At 71.0% G+C, this 19,326-nt stretch carries 17 protein-coding genes; 9 read left to right on the forward strand and 8 right to left on the reverse strand.

What is annotated here, in order from left to right:
- Positions 1-19: 19 nt before the first annotated feature.
- The 6 genes from ACQP0N_RS08920 (at position 20) to ACQP0N_RS08945 (ending at position 5,566) form a co-directional block, all read left to right on the forward strand.
- A complete protein-coding gene (locus ACQP0N_RS08920) occupies positions 20-1,024 on the forward strand; it encodes a diacylglycerol/lipid kinase family protein (RefSeq protein WP_433119055.1) in 1,005 nt (334 codons plus the stop codon).
- Positions 1,017-2,018: a YihY/virulence factor BrkB family protein gene (locus ACQP0N_RS08925; protein ID WP_355051797.1), complete on the forward strand. Its 1,002-nt coding sequence runs from the start codon at positions 1,017-1,019 to the stop codon at positions 2,016-2,018. The genes ACQP0N_RS08920 and ACQP0N_RS08925 overlap by 8 nt, the downstream gene beginning before the upstream one ends.
- A gap of 70 nt (positions 2,019-2,088) precedes the next feature.
- Positions 2,089-3,579 carry a phosphatase PAP2 family protein gene (locus tag ACQP0N_RS08930; protein WP_433119058.1) on the forward strand — a complete coding sequence of 497 codons (1,491 nt, stop codon included), beginning with the start codon at positions 2,089-2,091 and terminating at the stop codon, positions 3,577-3,579.
- A gap of 8 nt (positions 3,580-3,587) precedes the next feature.
- The gene (locus ACQP0N_RS08935) at positions 3,588-4,388 is read left to right on the forward strand and encodes an endonuclease/exonuclease/phosphatase family protein (protein WP_433119060.1); all 801 of its coding nucleotides are present in this window, start codon (positions 3,588-3,590) and stop codon (positions 4,386-4,388) included.
- A 48-nt stretch (positions 4,389-4,436) separates the two neighbouring features.
- Positions 4,437-5,423 carry a hypothetical protein gene (locus ACQP0N_RS08940; protein ID WP_433119062.1) on the forward strand — a complete coding sequence of 329 codons (987 nt, stop codon included), beginning with the start codon at positions 4,437-4,439 and terminating at the stop codon, positions 5,421-5,423.
- Complete coding sequence (locus ACQP0N_RS08945) at positions 5,420-5,566, forward strand: hypothetical protein (protein ID WP_433119064.1); 147 nt, start codon at positions 5,420-5,422, stop codon at positions 5,564-5,566. Before ACQP0N_RS08940 ends, ACQP0N_RS08945 begins: the two co-directional genes overlap by 4 nt.
- Before the next feature lie 165 nt (positions 5,567-5,731).
- On the opposite strand, the gene ACQP0N_RS08950 is transcribed toward ACQP0N_RS08945, so the two are convergent.
- Positions 5,732-6,694 carry a TIGR03557 family F420-dependent LLM class oxidoreductase gene (locus tag ACQP0N_RS08950; RefSeq protein ID WP_355051801.1) on the reverse strand — a complete coding sequence of 321 codons (963 nt, stop codon included), beginning with the start codon at positions 6,692-6,694 and terminating at the stop codon, positions 5,732-5,734.
- Between the two features lie 375 nt (positions 6,695-7,069).
- Between ACQP0N_RS08950 and ACQP0N_RS08955 the strand changes: the two genes are divergently transcribed.
- Positions 7,070-8,479: a cellulase family glycosylhydrolase gene (locus tag ACQP0N_RS08955; protein ID WP_433119066.1), complete on the forward strand. Its 1,410-nt coding sequence runs from the start codon at positions 7,070-7,072 to the stop codon at positions 8,477-8,479.
- A 79-nt stretch (positions 8,480-8,558) separates the two neighbouring features.
- Here ACQP0N_RS08955 and ACQP0N_RS08960 read toward each other — a convergent pair whose 3' ends face one another.
- From ACQP0N_RS08960 to ACQP0N_RS08990, 7 genes are all read right to left on the reverse strand, one after another.
- Complete coding sequence (locus ACQP0N_RS08960; protein ID WP_355051803.1) at positions 8,559-8,882, reverse strand: DMT family transporter; 324 nt, start codon at positions 8,880-8,882, stop codon at positions 8,559-8,561.
- Positions 8,882-10,168 (reverse strand): RNA polymerase sigma factor, encoded by a 1,287-nt coding sequence (locus tag ACQP0N_RS08965; protein WP_433119069.1) that lies wholly within the window; start codon positions 10,166-10,168, stop codon positions 8,882-8,884. The genes ACQP0N_RS08960 and ACQP0N_RS08965 overlap by 1 nt, the downstream gene beginning before the upstream one ends.
- Before the next feature lie 63 nt (positions 10,169-10,231).
- The gene (locus tag ACQP0N_RS08970; RefSeq protein WP_433119071.1) at positions 10,232-10,633 is read right to left on the reverse strand and encodes a YciI family protein; all 402 of its coding nucleotides are present in this window, start codon (positions 10,631-10,633) and stop codon (positions 10,232-10,234) included.
- Between the two features lie 95 nt (positions 10,634-10,728).
- The gene (locus ACQP0N_RS08975) at positions 10,729-12,864 is read right to left on the reverse strand and encodes an alpha-galactosidase (RefSeq protein WP_433119073.1); all 2,136 of its coding nucleotides are present in this window, start codon (positions 12,862-12,864) and stop codon (positions 10,729-10,731) included.
- Positions 12,861-13,742, reverse strand: coding sequence for a carbohydrate ABC transporter permease (locus ACQP0N_RS08980; RefSeq protein ID WP_433119075.1), 882 nt, complete (start codon positions 13,740-13,742; stop codon positions 12,861-12,863). Before ACQP0N_RS08980 ends, ACQP0N_RS08975 begins: the two co-directional genes overlap by 4 nt.
- Entirely contained in the window at positions 13,739-14,695 is a 957-nt protein-coding gene (locus ACQP0N_RS08985) for a carbohydrate ABC transporter permease (protein ID WP_355051807.1), read from the reverse strand. Before ACQP0N_RS08985 ends, ACQP0N_RS08980 begins: the two co-directional genes overlap by 4 nt.
- Before the next feature lie 21 nt (positions 14,696-14,716).
- Entirely contained in the window at positions 14,717-16,045 is a 1,329-nt protein-coding gene (locus ACQP0N_RS08990) for an ABC transporter substrate-binding protein (RefSeq protein ID WP_357123080.1), read from the reverse strand.
- A 281-nt stretch (positions 16,046-16,326) separates the two neighbouring features.
- Here ACQP0N_RS08990 and ACQP0N_RS08995 point away from each other — a divergent pair, with 281 nt between their 5' ends.
- Both ACQP0N_RS08995 and ACQP0N_RS09000 read left to right on the forward strand, forming a co-directional pair.
- Positions 16,327-18,315, forward strand: a complete 1,989-nt coding sequence (locus tag ACQP0N_RS08995) for a beta-galactosidase (protein WP_433119078.1) — start codon at positions 16,327-16,329, stop codon at positions 18,313-18,315.
- A 37-nt stretch (positions 18,316-18,352) separates the two neighbouring features.
- The gene (locus tag ACQP0N_RS09000; RefSeq protein ID WP_355051810.1) at positions 18,353-19,129 is read left to right on the forward strand and encodes a DeoR/GlpR family DNA-binding transcription regulator; all 777 of its coding nucleotides are present in this window, start codon (positions 18,353-18,355) and stop codon (positions 19,127-19,129) included.
- The last annotated feature ends 197 nt before the right edge of the window (positions 19,130-19,326 follow it).

Consider the following 19,326-nt stretch of genomic DNA (forward strand, 5'->3'; position numbering starts at 1 on the left):
GGTGCTGCACACTGACGCCGTGGATGCTGGACAGGACAGGCGCCCCTCAGGTGGCGACGGCGGGCTGCGCTCCGCCGTGGTGGTCAACCCGTCGAAGGTCGCCGACCTCGACGAGCTGCGCCGCACCGTGAACGACGCGCTCGCCGCCGCCGGGTGGCCCGAGCCGCGGTGGTTCGAGACGACCGTCGACGATCCCGGCCGGGGCCAGACCGAACAGGCCGTCAAGGACGGCGTCGACCTGGTCTTCGCGTGCGGCGGCGACGGCACCGTGATGTCCTGCGTCAGCGCGCTCGTCGGCACCGACGTGGCCCTCGCCGTCCTGCCGCAGGGCACCGGAAACCTGCTCGCCGCCAACCTCGGCCTCTCCACCGACCTCCCGGCGGGGCTCCAGGTCGCCGTCGAACGCGGTCGGCGGCTGCTCGACGTCGGCGCGGTGGAGGACCAGTACTTCACCGTGATGGCCGGTATGGGTTTCGACGCCCAGATGCTCGACGCCACCAACGAGACCACCAAGGCCCGCATCGGCTGGCCGGCGTACGTGATGGGTGCCGTGAAGCACCTGCGGGACCGGCCGATGCGGGTGCAGATCCGCATCGACGACCGCCCGCCGGTGCGCCGCCGGGCCCGCTCGGTGCTGATCGCCAACGTCGGCCGGCTCCAGGGCGGCGTGACCCTGCTGACCGAGGCCGAGCCGGACGACGGTTGGCTCGACGTCGCCGTGCTCACCCCGCGTAACCTGCGGCACTGGCTCGCGCTCGGCTGGGCCGTGGTCCGCCGCAGCGGCCAGGTGCCGCAGATGGAGGTCTTCCGTGGCCGGACGGTGGTGGTCAGCAGCAACCGCCCGCAGCCACGGGAGCTGGACGGCGACCTCATCGCCCCCGGACGGCAGCTCCGCGCCGAGATCCGGCCGCAGGCGTTGTGGCTCTGCGTCCCGCAGCCCGAGGACGCTCCCGACCTGTCCGTCGACGCACAGGGCGCCGGGGAGCGGGGCGAGCAGCTGATCGAGGAAGCGCGCCGTGAGTAGCACCCGGATCGTGCCGGAGACCCGGCTGATGGCCGACGAGGAGCTGTCGGCCGACGACGCCTGGCGCACACTGCGCCGCAAGGGCGGCTGGCACCTGCTGCGGGACGCGTTCATCCGGTTCCGCTACGGCGACGGGTTCAGCCACTCCCGCGCGTTCGCGTTGCAGCTCTGCCTGGCCGTGGTGCCGTTCCTCATCGCGCTCACCGGTCTGATCAGCGAGCTGGGCGTCGAGGAGGGCGGCCGGGTCGTCGCCGACACCGTGCTGGCGCTCACCCCCGGCCAGAGCGCCGAGGTGGTCGGCGAACTGCTCGGCGAGGGCGAACGCGTCGAGGACGCGGGGGAGCTGGCGCTCACCCTGGGTCTGCTCACCGGTCTGGTCGCGCTGACCACCACGATGGCCCAGATCGAGCGGGGCGCCAACCGCATCTACGGCGTCGAGCGGGACCGCCCGGCCCTCTGGAAGTACCTACGGGCGGCCGTCCTGGCGGTCACCGCCGGCCTGCCCGCGCTGGCCGGCTTCCTGATCCTCGTCGGCGGCGGCGCGATGGGCGACTCGGTGCGCGAGCACTACGAGTGGGGCGAGACCGCCAACATCATCTGGAACGTGATCCGGTTTCCGTTGAGCCTCGGCCTGACCGTGCTCGCCGTGGCGGTGCTCTTCCGGCACGCGCCGCGCCGCAACCAGCCCGGCCTGTCGTGGCTGTTCTTCGGCGCCGGCATCGCCACGGCCCTGTGGTGGCTGGCCAGCCTGCTGCTCGCCGCGTACGTCAAGTTCAGTGAGGGCTTCGGGCAGACCTACGGCGCGTTGACCGGCATGATGGCGCTGCTGCTCTGGGCCAACCTGACCGGCATGGCGCTCTTCGGCGGGCTGGCCTTCGCCGCCCAGTTGGAGGCGCTGCGGATCGGCGTGCAGGAGCCGGCGCAGCCCGACCTGTGGGAACCCGAGGCCGACCGCGCCGAGTTGTTCGACACCGGTGACATGACCGCGCTCTGAGCGCGTCCGGGTGTACGCCGGACGCGGATCGGGTACCTCGCCTCGCCAGGTACGACAAGGGAGGTGCGGGGTGACCGCGGTCAAAGAGGTGGCTCGGCGTCCGATCGGTCACTTCGCCGAACGGAGCATCGCCGGTCTGGTCGCCGTCATCGGCGCGGGCGCGGCGTTCGGGCTGTTGCTGTTGCTCGTCCGTTTCCGGTGGAGCCCGTTGCAGGACGCCGACCACGCGGCCGCCGAGTGGTTCAACTCGCTCGTCGCCCCACACCACCCGCTGGTCACCGTGCTCCAGGCGGTGACCGATCTGGGTGGTCGACCGATCCTCATCTGGCTGGTCGCGATTCCGGCGATCGGCCTGCTGATCCGGCGGCAGCCCCGGCTGGCCGTCTACCTGATCGTCACGGGGGTCGGCGGGCTGATCCTCGACCCGTCGCTCAAGGCGCTCGTCGGTCGACTCCGCCCGGTGGTGGACGTCCCGGTCGCCAGCGCTCCCGGCAACAGCTTCCCGAGCGGGCACGCGCTCGGCTCCATCGTCGCGTACGGGGCGCTGCTGCTGGTGTTCCTGCCGGCGATGGCGCCCCGCTGGCGCAAGCCCGCGATTGTCGGCGTCGGCGTGCTGGTGGCGCTGATCGGGCTGACCCGGATCGCGCTGGGCGTGCACTTCGTCTCCGACGTGCTGGGCGCCTGGCTGCTCGGTGCCGGCTGGCTGGGCGTCACCGCGTACGCCTTCCGGCTGTGGCGGCGCGAGCGCGGCAAGCCGGTGCCGCCGCTGACCGAGGGGCTGGAGCCGGAGGCGGGGCACGACATCGCCATCGCCCCGGCCGAGGAGCGTGTGCTGGCGCACCCCCGCTCTGCGGTGGCCGAGCTGCTGGTCGGCTGGGTGCTGGTGTTCGGCGCGCTGTACGGCTTCGGCATGTTCGTCAGCTACCACGCCAAGGGCACCTTCTTCGCGACCCTGGATACCGAGGTCCCGCGCTGGTTCGCCGACCGGCACACGGACGTGCTGACCGACGTGAGCTGGTGGTGGAGCAAGTTCGGGGACACCCACGCCATCCTGCTCATCTCGCTGGTGTTCTGCCCGCTGGTGCTCGCGGTGTGGCGGCGGTGGCGGCCCGTCCTGTTCGTGGTGCTGGCGATGGTCGGTGAGCTGACCCTCTTCCTCGCCTCGGCGCACGTGGTCGGTCGGCCGCGTCCGCCGGTGGAGAACCTGGACGGGCAGATGCCCACCTCCTCGTTCCCGTCCGGGCACATCGCGGCCACGATCTGCGTCTGGCTGGCGATCACGCTGATCGTGTTCCCGCGTACCGATCGCTGGTGGCGGTGGATCTTCGTGGCGCTGGCCGTGATCATGCCGGCCGGGGTCGCCATCTCCCGGATGTACCGGGGAATGCACCACCCGACCGACTTCATGGGCGCGATCCTGCTCTCGGCGCTCTGGATCGGCCTGCTCTACCTCGTGATCCGCCCCAACGCCGACCTGGCGAAGGGCAACCAACCGGCCATCGAGTCGGAGGACGTGGACACCCTCGACGACGAGCTGGCGCGCGCCGGCCGACCCGACTGAGCACCGCGATGCTGCGGGTGATGACCTGGAACATCCGTACCGGCGGCCGGGACCGTGGCGGCTCCGACCGGCTCGATCGGGTGGTCCAGGTCGTCGACCAGCAGGCGCCGGACGTGTTGGCGTTGCAGGAGCTGCGCGGCTTCGACCGGGCGGGGCTGATGGCTACTGTGGCGGACCGGGTCGGGATGACGCCCCACCTCGCCCGGTCCTGCTTCGGGCAGCCGGTGGCGGTGCTGGTCCGGCCGCCGTACCGGGTGCTCGCCGCAGGGCCCCTGCGTCGGCCGTTCCACCACGCCGCCGCCCGCGTCGTGGTGTCCACCCCGGCCGGGCCGCTCACCGTTGTCGGCACCCACCTGTACCCGTACTCCGGAGGTCGCCGACGGATGGAGGTCGACTGGCTGGTCGCTGCCCTGCGCCGCGCTCCCGGGCCGATGACCCTGCTCGCCGGTGACCTCAACTCGCTCGACCCGACGGTCGACCACACCGCTCGTCTGGACGGCCTGCCCGCTCTCTACAAGCGGCGGCACCTCCGTCGGCGCGGCGGTGCGGTGGACACCCGCGCGGTCGCCCAGCTGCTCGCCGCCGACCTGGTCGACCTGTGGCCGTCCGCCAACGGCGACGCGCCGGAGGCCGCGGGTCTGACCGTGCCCACCCGGTTCGGCGGTGCGGAGTTCGCCGGGATGCGCCTGGACTACCTGTTGGGCAGCCGTGCGGTGGCCGAGCGGGTGCGCGACTGCCGGGTGATCCGCGACGCGACGACGGACACGGCCTCCGACCACTATCCACTGCTGGTCACCATCGACCTGTGACCGAGCCGGGGCTCCGGCGGATGGCATCGTCGGGCTACCGTGCCCACCGTGACCGACCACCCCACCCTCCGTCCGCCGCTGCCCGGGCCGCCGACCGACCGGCCGGCCACGCCGATGGTGACGCTCGCGGCCCGAGCTCCGTCGGCGGTGGGCACGACCGAGCCGGACACCGTCGCGCTGCCGCTCGTCGCGGCCGTCGCGCGCGGTGTCGCGCTGGTCTTCGTGCTGCCGGTACGCCTGCTCTGGGAGCTGATCGCGGCTGCCGGCCGGCTGCTGGGCCGGTACCTGCTGACCCCGGTCGGACGGTTCCTGCGCGACTGGCTGGTGGCCCCGTTGGTCTGGGCCCTGGACCGGCTGGTGTGGCGTCCGCTGCTCTGGTGCGCCGACCACCTACTGTGGCGTCCGCTGCGCTGGGTGGCCCGCAACCTCGTGTGGGTGCCGCTGGTGTGGCTGGCCCGGGGTGTCGCGTGGGTGGCCCGCAACCTCGTGTGGGTGCCGCTGGTGTGGCTGGGGCGCGGCGTGGCCTGGGTGACCCGCACGCTTGTCTGGCTGCCGCTGGTGTGGTTGGCGTACGCCTTCGCCTGGGCGGTCCGCACGATCCTCTGGACGCCGCTGGTGTGGTTGGCCCGCCACGGCCTGCGCCCACCTCTGGTGGCCCTGGGTCGGGTGCTGGTCTGGCTGGCCGAGCACCTGGTCGTGCGGCCGCTGCGCTGGCTGGGCGCGGCCCTCGCCCCCGCCGGACGGCTGCTGCGGCGCGGCGCTGCCGCGCTCGCCGGGGCGGTGGGCGTCGCGCTCGTCGCGCTGGCGTGGGGGTCCGGTGGGTCGTGGTCGGCCTGGCGCGGGGAGTCCGGTGGCTCGTCGTCGGGTTCGGCCGGCTGGTCGTGGCCGCGCTGGTGGGGGCGTGGCGGACCGCCGGCTGGCTGTTGCGGTGGGTCTACCGACTGCTGCTGCGCCCGGTCGGGTTGGGGCTGCGCTGGCTGTGGCGGCACACCGTACGTCCGCTGCTGTCGGGCAGCCGCTGGGTCTGGTCGGTGACGGTCGTGCCGGCGGCGCGTGGCCTGCGCGCGGTCTGGCGGGCCACCGTCCCGCCGGCGGCCCGGTGGACCCGACGCGCGGTGCTCGACCCGGCTCGGGTGGCGTCCCACGAGGTGCTGAGCGCACTGGGTCTGCGCCGCTGACGACGCCTCAGAGCACCAGGTTGAGCAGGACCGTCAGCACCACCGAGGCCACGATCGAGAAGAGGATCATCAGAAGGCAGCCGAGGCCACCACCGAGCGGGCGGATCTCCGTGTTACCGAAGCGCATGCATGGTCACCTGTCCGTGAGTTCGGGCCACGGGCGGCTCACAGCTCGCGGAGCCGGGGCAGTAGCTGATCCTGCGCCCAGTCCAGGAACATCGGCTGGGTCTCCCCGCCGACCTGGATGATCGCCACGTGCGTGAAGCCGGCGTCGACGAACTTGCGGAACGCGTCGACGTGCGCTTCCACGTCCGGGCCGCAGGAGATGCCCTCGGCGACGTCCTCCTCCCGGACGAACTGGGTGGCGGCGGCGAAGGACTCCGGCCCCGGCAGGTCGGCGTTGACCTTCCAGCCCATGCCGAACCAGCGGAACTGGTCGTGCACGATCTTGCGGCACTCGGCCTCGTCCGGGCCGTAGCAGATCGCCACCTGCCCGTAGCGGGGCTGGCCCGCGCCGCCCGCGTCGTCGTACATCTCGATGATGTGCCGGTCGGGCTCGGTGGAGACGAGTCCGTTGCCGTACTCGGCGGCGAGCGTGGCGGACTGCCGGCCGGAGGCGGCGATCGCCATCGGGACGGGCCGCTCGGGGCGGTCCCAGACGTAGGCGTCGGGTACGTCGAAGTGGTTCCCGGAGAAGGTCAACGTCTCGCCGTTCAGCAGCGGACGGATGATCTGCAACGCCTCCTCGAACATCTCGTGGCGCTGCTGCACGTGCGGCCAGCCGCCGACCACGTGCTCGTTGAGGTTCTCCCCGGCGCCCAGGCCGAGGGTGAACCGCCCGTCCGACAGCGCGCCGATGGTGCTGGCCTTCTGGGCGACCACGGCCGGGTGGTAGCGGCGGATCGGGCAGGTCACGAAGGACATCAGCTCCGCGCGGGAGGTGGCGTGCGCGACCGCGCCGAGCACCGACCAGGCGTACGGGGAGTGGCCCTGCGAGTCCAGCCACGGATAGTAGTGGTCGGACATCACCAGTTGGTCGAAGCCGGCCGCCTCGGCCCGCACCGCGTGGTCCACCAGTTGCTTCGGTCCGGCCTGCTCGCACATCAGGGTGTAGCCGACGCTCACCATCCCGTTATCTCCTTCTCGCCGACGGTTCGTCACGGGATACCCAGGTCAGCAACGGTCAACCCTCCCGTCCGGTTCGCCCGGGCGATGCTTGACGGATGCGGTGGACCCGCCTACGGTCCTCTTAACCGGTTAAGACCCTCGGTGTGGCGCACATCCTGTGGTGGGGATGACCGCCCCGTGACGGCCCGCGTCCGCGCGGGCCGTCACGGCCGTCCGCCCCTTCGAGCGTTCTACTGAACCGGTTGCGAGGGCTGATCCATCGCCCTAGGCTGATGCGCGCCGCCGGGAGTCGGGCGGCGGCTGTCGGGCTGCAGCCGCCTTCCCCTGTCGTACCCCACCCTCGCCGGGCATCGGGGGTCCTCCCTGAGGAAGGCCATGAAGACTCGACTCTCCGCCGTCGGCGCCGCCCTGCTCGCGCTGCTGCTCGCCGTGCTGGCGTTCGGTCAACCGGCGCACGCCGCAGCCGGCTTCTCCGTCGCGGGCGGCAAGCTGTACGACGCCAACGGCGCCGAATTCGTCATGCGCGGCGTCAACCACGCGCACACCTGGTACCCGCAGCAGACCAGCTCGTTCGCCAACGTCAAGGCGCTGGGCGCGAACACCGTGCGGGTGGTGCTCGCCAGCGGCGACCGCTGGACCCGGAACACCAACGCCGACGTCGCCAACGTCATCTCGCTGTGCAAGGCCAACCGGCTGATCTGCGTGCTGGAGGTCCACGACACCACCGGGTACGGCGAGCAGAGCGGCGCGATCACCCTGGATCGTGCCGTCGATTACTGGCTCAGCCTGAAGGACGTGCTGGTCGGTCAGGAGCGGTACGTTCTCGTCAACATCGGCAACGAGCCGTACGGCAACCAGAACTACGCCTCGTGGGCCACCGACAGCGCCAACGCGATCAAGCGGCTGCGGGCCGGCGGCCTGACCCACACCATCATGGTGGACGCCCCGAACTGGGGTCAGGACTGGTCGTTCACGATGCGCGACAACGCCGCGTCGGTCTTCGCCGCCGACCCGGCCCGCAACACGGTCTTCTCCATCCACATGTACGGCGTCTTCGACACCGCTGCCGAGATCAGCGACTATCTGGGCCGGTTCCGTACGGCGGGGCTGCCCATCGTGGTCGGTGAGTTCGGCTTCAACCACTCCGACGGCGACCCGGACGAGGACACCATCCTCGCGTACAGCCAGGCCAACGGGATCGGCTGGCTCGGCTGGTCGTGGAGCGGCAACGGGGGTGGCGTCGAGTATCTCGACATGGCCACCGCCTTCAACCCGGCCAGCCTGACCACCTGGGGGCAGCGGGTCTTCAACGGCGTCAACGGCATCCGGCAGACGTCCCGCGAGGCCACCGTCTTCGGTGGCCCCCCGCCGCCGACCACGCCCCCGCCGACCACGCCCCCGCCGACCACGCCTCCGCCGACCACGCCGCCTCCCACCACGCCCCCGCCGACCACGCCCCCTCCGACGACCACGCCGCCGCCCGCCGGTGGCTGCACGGCGACGTACACCATCACCAACCAGTGGCAGGGCGGCTTCCAGGGTGAGGTGCGGGTGACCGCCGGCGCGTCGGCGATCACCGGATGGACGGCACGGTGGACACTCGCCAACGGTCAGAGCGTCACGCAGTCCTGGAACGCGACTGTGACCAGCAGCGGTTCCACGGTGACCGCGCGGAACGCGGACTACAACGGCCGACTGGCCGCCGGCGCCAGCGCTACCTTCGGCTTCCTCGGCGGCTGGAGCGGCGCCAACCCCACACCGCAGGTGAGCTGCACCGCCGGCTGAGCGACCGGCGGCGACCAACGCCAGATGGCCGGGCCCGTACCGGGCCCGGCCATCGCGTCCTTCGGCAGCCCGAGCCCGCTCAGTGCTGCTCGCCGGTCAGGTTCACGATGACCACGCCCGCGATGATCAGAGCGATGCCCACGAGCTTGACCGGCCCGACCGACTCGCCCAGGAACACCGCGCCGATCGCCACGATGGCCGCGGTGCCCAGGCCCGACCAGAGGGCGTACGCGACGCCGACCGGTATCTCCTTGACGGCCTGGGCGAGCAGGAGGAACGCCAGCGCGTACCCGGTGAGGCAGCCCAGTGTCGGCCAGACGCGGGTGAACCCGGCGGTGCTCTTGATCAGGCTGGTCGCCACCACCTCGGCGAGGATGGCGATTCCCAGCAGCACGTACGCCATCAGTCCTCGCCGCCCTCCGTGGTTTGGGTAGATCTTGGACAGTTTCCGTTCCCTGCTGACGGAAACTGTCCAAGATTGACAACTTCGGCAGTGGAGCTGCCGGCATCGGCGAGGCGGGCGGCGCGCATGGTGAGGTAGCGCTGTTCGGGGAGGCTGCTCGTGCGGGCGGCGGCATCCCGGTAGTCCGCGATGGCCCGCTCCCGGTCGCCGGCCATCTCGTGCAGGTGCGCGCGGGCGGCGGGCAGCCGGTGGTGTCCGGCCAGCCGGGGATCGTCGGTCAGCGTGTCGAGGGCCCGGAGGCCGGCAGCGGGCCCGTGCACCATGGCGGTCGCGACGGCCCGGTTGAGCGCGACCACCGGGGTGCCGGCCAACCGATCCAGCACGTCATACAGCGCCAGGATCTGGGGCCAGTCGGTCGCGTCGGTACTAAGAGCCTCGTCGTGCAGCGCGGCGATGGCGGCCTGCACCTGGTAGGGGCCGACCGGGCCGCGCGGCAGCGCCGCCGTGACCAGTGCGACGCCTTCGGCGATGGCCGCTGCGTCCCAGCGACTGCGATCCTGCTCGGCCAGTGGGATCAGCTCTCCGGACGGCCCGGTTCGTGCGGGACTGCGCGCCTCCGTGAGCAGCAGCAACGCGAGCAGCCCGGCGGTCTCACTGTCGTCGGGCAGGCGTACGTGCAGCGCCCGGGTCAGCCGGATCGCCTCGGCCGCGAGGTCGACCCGGCGTAGGTCCGGGCCGGCGGTACTGGTGTGCCCCTCGGTGAAGATCAGGTAGAGCACCTGTCGGACGGCGGCCAGCCGATCGGCCCGCTCCGCCTCTTCGGGCATCCGGAACGGCAGCCCGGACGTGCGGATCCGCTGCTTTGCCCGGCTGATCCGCTGCGCCATGGTCGCCTCGGGCACCAGGAACGCGCGGGCTATCTCGGCGGTGCTCAGACCGCCGACCGCGCGCAGGGTCAACGCGACGGCCGACGCCGCGGCGAGGGCCGGGTGGCAGCAGAGGAAGAGCAGGACCAGGGTGTCGTCCCGCTCGGCGGTCAGCTCCTCGTCCGGGGCCGGCGCGTACCGCCGGTCGTCCGGGTCCTGACGGGTGACCAGGTCCTCGCGGCGACGCCGGGCCTGCTCGCCGCGCACCAGCTCGATCATCCGGCGGTAGCCGACCTGGATCAGCCAGCCCCGGGGGTTCGTCGGCAGCCCGTCGGCCGGCCACTGGCTGGCGGCGGCGAGCAGCGCCTCCTGGACGGCGTCCTCGGCGGTGGCGAAGTCACCGAACCGGCGGGTGAGCACGCCGAGGACCTGCGGCGCCAGCTCGCGCAGCAGGTCCTCGATGCGAAGGTCGGTGGTCAGCGCTCACAGCTCCTGCGACGGAGCGGACATCACCGGGTGCACCTCGATCGGCATGTTCAGGGGCCGACCGCCGGGGCCGGGCGCGGTGGAGATGTGTGCGGCCAGCTCCACCGCCCGCTGCGGGCTGTCGACGTCGACGATCCAGAAGCCCGCGAGAAACTCCTTCGTCTCGGCGAACGGCCCCTCGGTCACGACCGGCGCGCCGCCCTCGCCGGCGCGTACGATTCGCGCCTGCTGCGGGCCGCCGAGGCCCTGCGCGTCGACCCACTCGCCGGCGGCGGCCAGCTTCTCGTTGACCTCACCCATGAACGCGACGTGCGCCCGGACCTCGTCCTGCGTCCAGGTGTCGATGCCCGGGAAGTCGGTCCCGGTGGCGCTGAACTGCATCAACAGCATGTACTTCATCGTCTCGCTCCTCACGCCCGCGCACCGTGGTCGGTGCTCTCACCCTGAGGTAGAAGCCGACGAGACCGTTCTCGACACCCCGGACAAAGAAATTTCTAGCCGATCTCGTCGACCTCGAACAGCAGGCTCTGCTCGGGGTGCAGCGCGGGTAGCTGCACGCCCACCCGGGCCAGCGCCGCTCCGCTGAGCGTGACGCCGGACGCCAGCCAGGGCGGCCCGGACAGGTCGATCGTCGCCGGAGGTGGCACGTCCGGGACCGGGCGCACCCGGTAACGCCGCGCCGGGTCGAGACCGGGCAGCCGTACCGCGCCCGGGGTCTGCGCCACCGAGGTGGCGAGCCGGGCCACCGCGTACACCGCTCGGGTCTTGTCCTTCTCGACCACGCCGTGCGCCCAGACGGCCGGGTCCGGGTGGTCGACCCGGACCACCCGCCCGGAGTGCAGCAGCGGACGCAGCCGCTTGTGCAGCGCCACCCAGGCGGTCAGCTCGGCCTGTTCGGCGGCGCTGATCGAGGCGATGTCCCACTCGATGCCGTGGTGACCGAACAGCGCCGTGGCCGCCCGGAAACCCAGGTCGTGTACGCGGTGGGTGGTGTGCGAGCGCTCCGGGCCGATGTGCGTGCCGACGAGCTCCGGTGGCAGCAGCAGGCCGGTCCAGCGCTGGATGCCGAGCCGTTCCAGAGCGTCGTTGCAGTCGCTGGCCCAGACCCGGTCGGTGCGGGCCAGGATGGCCAGGTCCACCCGGGCGCCCCCGGACGAGCAGCTCTCGATCTCGACGCCGGGGTGACGTCGACGCAGCTCGTCGAGGAGGCGGTAGACCGCGAGGGTCTGCCCGTGCACCCCGGGCCGGCCGTGGTGTCCCGCCTCGGTGAGGTCCCGGTTGTGGTCCCACTTGAGGTAGCTGATCCCGGGATGCTCGGTGAGCAGTGCGTCGAGGCGTTCCAGCACGTAGTCGTACGCCTCGGGGCGGCCCAGGTCGAGCACCTGCTGCCGGCGCCAGGCGGGCGGCAGCCGTCCCGGCAGGGTCAGCAGCCAGTCGGCGTGCGCGCGGAACAGGTCCGAGTCGGGGTTGACCATCTCCGGTTCCACCCACAGGCCGAACTGAAGGCCGTGGCCGGTCACGTGGTCGATGAGCGGGTGCAGGCCGTCGGGCCAGACGTCCTCGTCGACGTACCAGTCGCCCAGCCCGGCCGTGTCGTCGCGTCGGCCGCGGAACCAGCCGTCGTCGAGCACGAACCGTTCCACGCCGATCTGCGCGGCGCGGTCGGCGAGGGCCCGCAGCCGGTCCAGGTCGTGGTCGAAGTAGACCGCCTCCCAGACGTTGAGGGTGACCGGGCGCGGCGATCGCGGGTGTCCGGGCCGCGCCCGCACGTGCGAGTGGAGTACGTCGCTGAGTCCGTCCAGCCCCTCGTCGGACCAGACGGCGTAGAGCAGTGGAGTCTCGTACGCCTCACCGGGGGCGAGCCGGATCTCGCCGGGGGCCAGCAGCTCCCCGCCACCGAGGGTGGAGTCGCCGGTGGGCCGGCGTTCGGCGACGGTGAGGTGGTCGCCGCTCCACGCGGTGTGCACCGCCCAGATCTCGCCGTGGCCGAAGTCGAACCCGGCGGTGCCGGCCACCAGCAGCAGTGTGGCGTCGTGCCCGGTGCGCCCGTGCCGCCCCTCGCGGACCCACGCGCCGTGCTGCCACGGGTGCCGCTGCGGGGAGCGTTCGCGGCACCAGCGGCCGGTCAGGTCGAGCAGTTCGGTGGCGACCGCCGGCACCGGGAGCACCGGGGTCAGCTCCCGCACCTCGTACGCGCCGTCGCCGTCGTTGCGGAGCCGGTGCCGGATGGTCAGCACGCCGTACGGGTCGAGCGTGATCTCGATGGTCAGGGACAGCCCGGCGACCTCGTCCGAGGCCCGTACGGTGACCCGGGCCGGGGCGTCGGCCGGATCGTCGACGGCCAGGCCGTCGAGCCGGAACGCGGTGGACCAGTCCCGCCCGTCGCGGTGCCCGGCCAGCCCCGGTCGGCCGCTCCACCCGGCGCTCGCCTCGGGCAGCAGCGACAGCACGGGTGGCTCGTCGAAGCTGCTCGGCACCACCGGTGGCACGGTGGCGTCCACGAGGTGACGCAGGCCGTCGTCGTCCAGGTCGCCGACGTCGCCACCCCAGTGCGCCACGCGGGGCAGCCCCGGGCCGCGCGCGTCGAGCACCAGGCTGGTCCGCCCGCGGCGCAGGTGCAGGATCGTCATCCTTTGGAGGCTCCCAAGGTAAGGCCCCGGACGAAGTGCCGCTGGAGCATGAAGAAGATCACGAGGGTGGGGATCGCGACGAGCACGCTGCCCGCCGAGACCAGGTTGTTGTCGGTGAAGAACTGACCGCGCAGGTTGTTGAGCGAGCTGGTCACCGGGAACTTGTCACCGGTACGCATGAGGACGGTGGCCCAGAAGAACTCGTTGTAGATCCAGGTCACCTCCAGGGTGGCCAGCGCGGCCAGGGCCGGCCGGCACAGCGGCATGGTGATCTGCCAGTACTGCCGCCAGACACTCGCGCCGTCGACCATCGCCGCCTCGTACAGGTCGTGGGGGAGCGCCTTCATGTAGTTGCTGAGTACGAAGACGCAGAACCCGCACTGGAAGGCGACGTTGATCAGGATCAGGCCCCAGTAGCTGTCGTAGAGCAGCTCGGAGTCGCTCATGAACTCCGGCAGCGGCACCTCGGTGAACAGTCGGAACAGCGGGATGAGCAGCGCCTGTTGGGGCAGCAGGTTGGCGGCGGTGAACACCCCGAGCAGGAGGAGGTTGATCTTCCAACTGAACCGGGCGATGACGAACGCCACGCAGGAGGCGAGGAGGAGCGTCAGCAGCACCGCCGGCACCGTGATGTAGACCGAGTTGAGGAAGTGCTTGCCGAACTCCGCCTGCTCCCAGGCCGTGACGTAGTTGTCGATGGTCCAGCCGCCGAACGAGACGTAGCCGTGGGCGGCGGTGTACTGGTACGAGCGGAACGACGTGAGGACCGCCCAGGCGATCGGGAAGAGCCAGATCAGCGCCACGGCGATGAGGAAGCCGTGCAGCAGAATCCGCAGCGGGGTAAGCCGGCGTCGGCGGATCGGGGTGTCGACGCTCATCGCCGGTTCTCCCTCATCACGGTCGCCAGGTAGATGGTGATGAAGACCAGCGAGACGACCAGCATGATCGTCGCCAGCGCCGAGCCGAAGCCGATCCGGCTCGCCTCACCCACCACGTTCTGGGTGACCAGCGCGGAGATCAACTCCAGGCCGTTGCGGCCCTTGTTGACGACCCAGACCAGGTCGAACGCGCGCAGCGACTCGATCACGGTCACCACCAGCACGATGATGTTGATCGGCCTCATGACCGGGAAGACGACCCGGAAGAACGTCCGGACCTCGGACGCGCCGTCGACCGCGGCGGCCTCGCGCAGCGACGGGTCGACGCCCTTCAGCCCGGCCAGGTAGAGCAGCATGATGTAGCCGACGTGTCGCCAACCGGAGGCGACCATGACCGCCCAGATGTTGACGTTCGAGTCGCCGTACCAGTCGGTGCCGGTGCCGAGGACGGCGTTGATCAGACCCTGGTCACGGGAGTAGAGAAGCTGCCAGACGAAGCCGATCAGCGCCAGCGAGAGCACCACCGGCAGGTACAGCGCCGTCTGGTAGAAGCGGCTGCCGCGCAGCTCCTTGTCGAGCAGCACGGCCAGGAACATGCCGAACGGCGTGGCGACCACGAACAGCACGGCCAGCCAGAGCAGGTTGTGCTGGACCGCCGGCACGAACGGCGGGTAGATGTTCACCACGTCGCTGTAGTTGCGCCCGCCGACGAACTCGATCTCGTTGAGTGGACCGATGCCGTCCCAGTCGGTGCCGGACAGCACCACGGTCGCCAGGGCCGGCAGCCAGACGAGCGCGGTGACGAGCAGCAGTGGGACGAGCACCATCAGCGTGATGACCACGCGGTCGGTGGGGGACAGGAGCCGTAGCCGCCGGCGACGACCACCCGTGGAGGTGGTCGCCGGCGGCGGCGGCACGGCGCGATCCGCTTGGATCAGGGGTAGGTCGGACACGATGTCCTTCCCCTTCCGCCGTCAGTCAGTGAAGATCGACTTCTTCTGGTTCTCGATGGACGACGTCAGCCCGTCGATGTCCTTCGGGTTCTTGATGAACTGCTGGATCGCCGGGATCATCACCGTGGAGGCGAAGTCCGGCCGGGTGTCCCGGTCGAGGAACTGGGCGATCTCGGTGGCCGAGCCGACCAGCTCGGCAGCCTTCTTCTGTAGGGCCGTGTAGCCGCCGACGTCCGCGCCGCTGTTGGCGACGAGGACGGCCGGGTCGTTCTTGAGGTTGATGTCCGCGGCGGCCTTGCCACCGAAGTACTCGAGCAGCTTGCGGGCGTTGTCCTCGTTCTTGGGCTTGCGGGCCATCATGTAGCCGTCGATCGGGGCGTCCAGCGCCTTCGCGCCGATGGCCGGGTCGATCTCGGGGAAGGTGAAGAAGTCGAGGTCGTCCTGCTCGTCGTTGCTGAACTGCTGACCGACGAAGAGGCCCAGCAGGTACATGCCGCTCTTCTTCTGCTGCAACGACTGCGCGGCCTCCTGCCAGGTGCGGCCGAGGCTGTCCGGCTGGTGCAGGGGGAGCAGGCCGGCCCAGGTGTCGAAGACCTTCTTGACCTTGTCGGAGGTCCAGGCCTCCTTGCCGGCCATCAGGTCGACGTGGAACTGGTAGCCGTTGATCCGCAGGTTGAGGATGTCGAACGTGCCCATCGCCGGCCAGCCGTCCTTGTCGGCGAAGGCGATCGGGGTGAGGCCGTCCTTCTTCATCTGCGCGCCGAGCGCGGTGAACTGGTCCAGCGTGGTGGGCACCTGGTAGCCGTGCTGCTGCCAGACCGACTTGCGGTAGAAGACCGCCCATGGGTAGTACGTCCCCGGCACGAAGTACTGCTTGCCGTCGTCCCCGGTGGACGCCTTCTTGAACGCGTCGGAGTAGCCGGAGATCTTGCCCCACACGTCGCTGATGTCGCTGGCCAGGCCCTTGGCGGCGAAGAAGCGCATCCGGTAGCCGGCGAACCAGGTGAAGACGTCGTCCGGCTTGCCCTGGAGGTAGTTGTTGATGTTCTCCTGGAACGTGTTGTGGTCGACCGTGTTGGTCGCGACCTGGACGCCGGACGAGGTCTTGAACCCGTCGGTGATCTTGGCGAGGACGTCCTTGGGCTTCGGGTCGGACTGGTTGGAGCCGAGCGAGACGTCCTTACTGGACCCGCCGGAGCCGGAGTCGTCGCCGCAGCCGGCGAGCAGACCGGTGCTGAGCAGCGCGCCCGTGCCGGCCGCGCCGGCCAGCAGTGACCGTCGGTTGATGCCGGCGACGGAGGGCGGTACGAGCCGAGCCAGATACTCGGCTTGCGATCGGGGACGGGACATCGGTGCCTCCTGCGGATGAAGAGGTGCTACGTCCAACGGTTCAGGTGTGGTGAGGAGCGGTCCAGCCTGGAAATACGCATCGTGATCCACCGAGAATCCACATTGGCGAACACGATCGGCCAGTTGGGGCCTCAAGCTACCTCTCCATAGGCCGCTGTCAAGAGGTACTTTCGCCTCTGATAACCCAGTCGTGATCCGGCTGTTACGAGGTAAACGTTGGAAAGGAAGTCGATGTTGGAACCTGTTGACTTCGGTGGGTGGCCGGTGCACCCTCACCTGTCATGCGGCGATGGCAGGGCGACGGCATCTACTTCGGCGGCGACTACAACCCCGAGCAGTGGCCCGAGCAGACCTGGTCGGAGGACGTCGAGCTGATGCGACGGGCCGGGGTCAACCTGGTCTCCGTCGGCATCTTCTCCTGGGCACGCCTGGAACCCCACCCCGGACGGTTCGAGTTCGGTTGGCTGGACCGTGTGCTCGACCTCCTGCACGACGGGGGCATCCAGGTCGACCTGGCCACCGCCACCGCCAGTCCACCGCCCTGGCTGTCCCGCGCGCACCCGGAGACGCTGCCCCGACGGGCCGACGGCGCGATCCTCTGGCCGGGCGGACGGCAGGCTTACTGCCCCAGCTCCCCGGTGTTCCGCGAGCGCTCCCTGGAACTGGTGCGCGCGGTCGCCGGTCGGTACGCCGAGCACCCCGCCGTCGTCATGTGGCACGTCTCCAACGAGCTGGGCTGCCACAACGTGCACTGCTACTGCGACGTCAGCGCCGAGGCGTTCCGGGGGTGGCTGCGCGAGCGCTACGGCGACCTGGACCGGCTCAACGACGCGTGGGGCACCGCGTTCTGGAGCCAGCGCTACGGCGACTGGGCCGAGATCAATCCGCCGCGCACCGCGCCGACGTTCGCCAACCCGACGCAGCAGCTCGACTTCCTGCGCTTCTCCTCCGACGAGCAGCGCGCCCAACTACGCGCCGAACGCGAGGCGCTCAAGACGCTGGTCCGCCAACCGGTCACCACCAATTTCATGGTCGGCATGGCCAAGCACATGGACTACCACTCCTGGGCCGGCGACGTGGACCTCGTCTCGAACGACCACTACCTGAACGCGGCCGACCCGTGGGCCCACCTCGGGTTGGCGCTCGCCGCCGACCACACCCGGGGTGTCGCCGGTGGCGAGCCCTGGCTGCTCATGGAGCACTCCACCAGCGCGGTCAACTGGCAGCCGCGCAACGTCGCGAAGCTCCCCGGCCAGCTCCGCCGCAACAGCCTGGCCCACGTCGCCCGGGGCGCCGACGGGGTGCTGTTCTTCCAGTGGCGTGCCTCCCGGGCCGGAGCCGAGAAGTTCCACTCCGCGCTGGTGCCGCACGCCGGCCCGGACACCAAGGTGTTCCGCGAGGTCTGCCAGCTCGGCGCGGACCTCAAGGCCCTCGCCGAGGTGCGCGGCAGCCGGGTCGACGCCGAGGTGGCGATCCTGTTCGACTTCGAAGCGTGGTGGGCGGTCGAGTTGGATTCCCACCCGAGCGTCGACGTCACGTACGCCGACCGCCTCAACGCGTTGTACGGCGCGCTGTGGCGGGCCGGCGTGACCGCCGACATCGTCCACCCGTCGACCGACCTCAGCGGTTACCGACTGGTCCTGGCGCCCACCCTCTACCTCGTCCGGGACGCCGACGTCGAGGCGCTGCGCCGATTCGCGGAGGCCGGCGGCACGGCGGCGGTCACCTACTTCAGCGGCATCGTCGACGAGAACGACCACATCCGCCTCGGCGGCTACCCCGGCGCGTTCCGCGACCTGCTCGGCGTCCACACCGAGGAGTTCTTTCCCCTGCGCGAGGGCGAGCGCGTCGGACTCGACGACGGCGGCACGGTCGACGTGTGGACCGAGTGGCTGCACGCCGACGACGCCGAGGTGCTGGCGTCGTACACCGATGGGCCCCTGCCGGGCGGGCCGGCGCTCACGCGACGGCCGGTCGGCGCGGGCGCCGCGTGGTATGTCGGCGCCCGGCTCGACGAGCCGGCCACCGACCGGCTGGTCGCGCGGCTGCTCGACGAGGCCGGCGTCCGTCCGGCGGCGCAGGCGCCGACCGGGGTGGAGGTGGTACGACGCCGCGACGGCGAGCGGACCTGGCTGTTCGCGATCAACCACACCGACACCGAGGTACGCGTCGCCGTGCGCGGCACGGAGTTGTTGACCGGGACGCAATGCGCGGGTGAGCTGACCGTGCCGGCCGGCGAGGTGGCCGTGGTCCGCGAGGACCGGTCGTAGTGTGGTCGACGGCCACGGTGCGAAGGAGGTTCCCCAGATGCTGGCCCAGCAGCGGCAGAGCGCCATCCTCGACCTGATCCGCCAGCGCGGTGGGGTGCGGGTGAGCCACCTGGTCAGCCGGTTCGGCGTGTCCGACATGACGATCCGGCGCGACCTGGAGGTGCTGGCCGAGCGCGGCCTGGTGGACAAGGTCCACGGCGGGGCGACGCTGGCCGGGCCCGGCTCGGCCGACGAGCCCGGCTTCGCCGCGAAGTCGATCCGCCAGCAGGCCGAGAAGCGGGCCATCGCCGAGCGGGCGGCCACGATGGTGGAGCCGGGGATGGCCATCGCGCTGTCCGCCGGTACGACCACCGCCGCGCTGGCCACCCTGCTGTCCGACGTGCGTGGGCTGACCGTGGTGACCAACTCGATCCCGGTGGCCGACGCGCTCTACCAGAATCCGCGCGCCGACCAGACCGTCGTCCTGACCGGCGGCATCCGTACCCCGTCCGACGCGCTGACCGGCCCGGTCGCCGAGGCGGCGATCAGCGCGCTCAACGTCGACCTGCTCTTTCTGGGCGTGCACGGCCTCAGCCCGCGCACCGGCTTCACCACCCCGAACCTGCTGGAGGCCGGCGTCAACCGCTGCCTCATCGGGGCCGCCCGCCGGCTGGTGGTGCTCGCCGACCACACGAAGTGGGAGACCATCGGCATCGCCACCATCGCCCCACTGGAGGCCGCCGACGTCCTCATCACCGACGCCGGGATGTCGGCGGAGGCGTGCACCACCATCGGCGAGCAGGTCGGCGAACTGGCCGTCGTCAAGACCGGTTAGATCGGCGACATTTCCCACAGCGCTCGAAGATCAGGTGAATCTTCGGTGACCGTCCGGGCGGTCCCGCGGTCCAGTTAGGACACTTTTCAATAGCCATCGTCTGTTATCACTGCTACCGAGAGTGGATGCGCTCAGGGAACTATCAGCCGGCATTCATCTAGTCAAGATCTTGAGTCTCTCGGAAGGATCTCCGTACT

The sequence above is a fragment of the Micromonospora sp. CA-246542 genome (assembly GCF_050942905.1).
In the GTDB taxonomy this organism is placed as follows: Bacteria; Actinomycetota; Actinomycetes; order Mycobacteriales; family Micromonosporaceae; genus Micromonospora.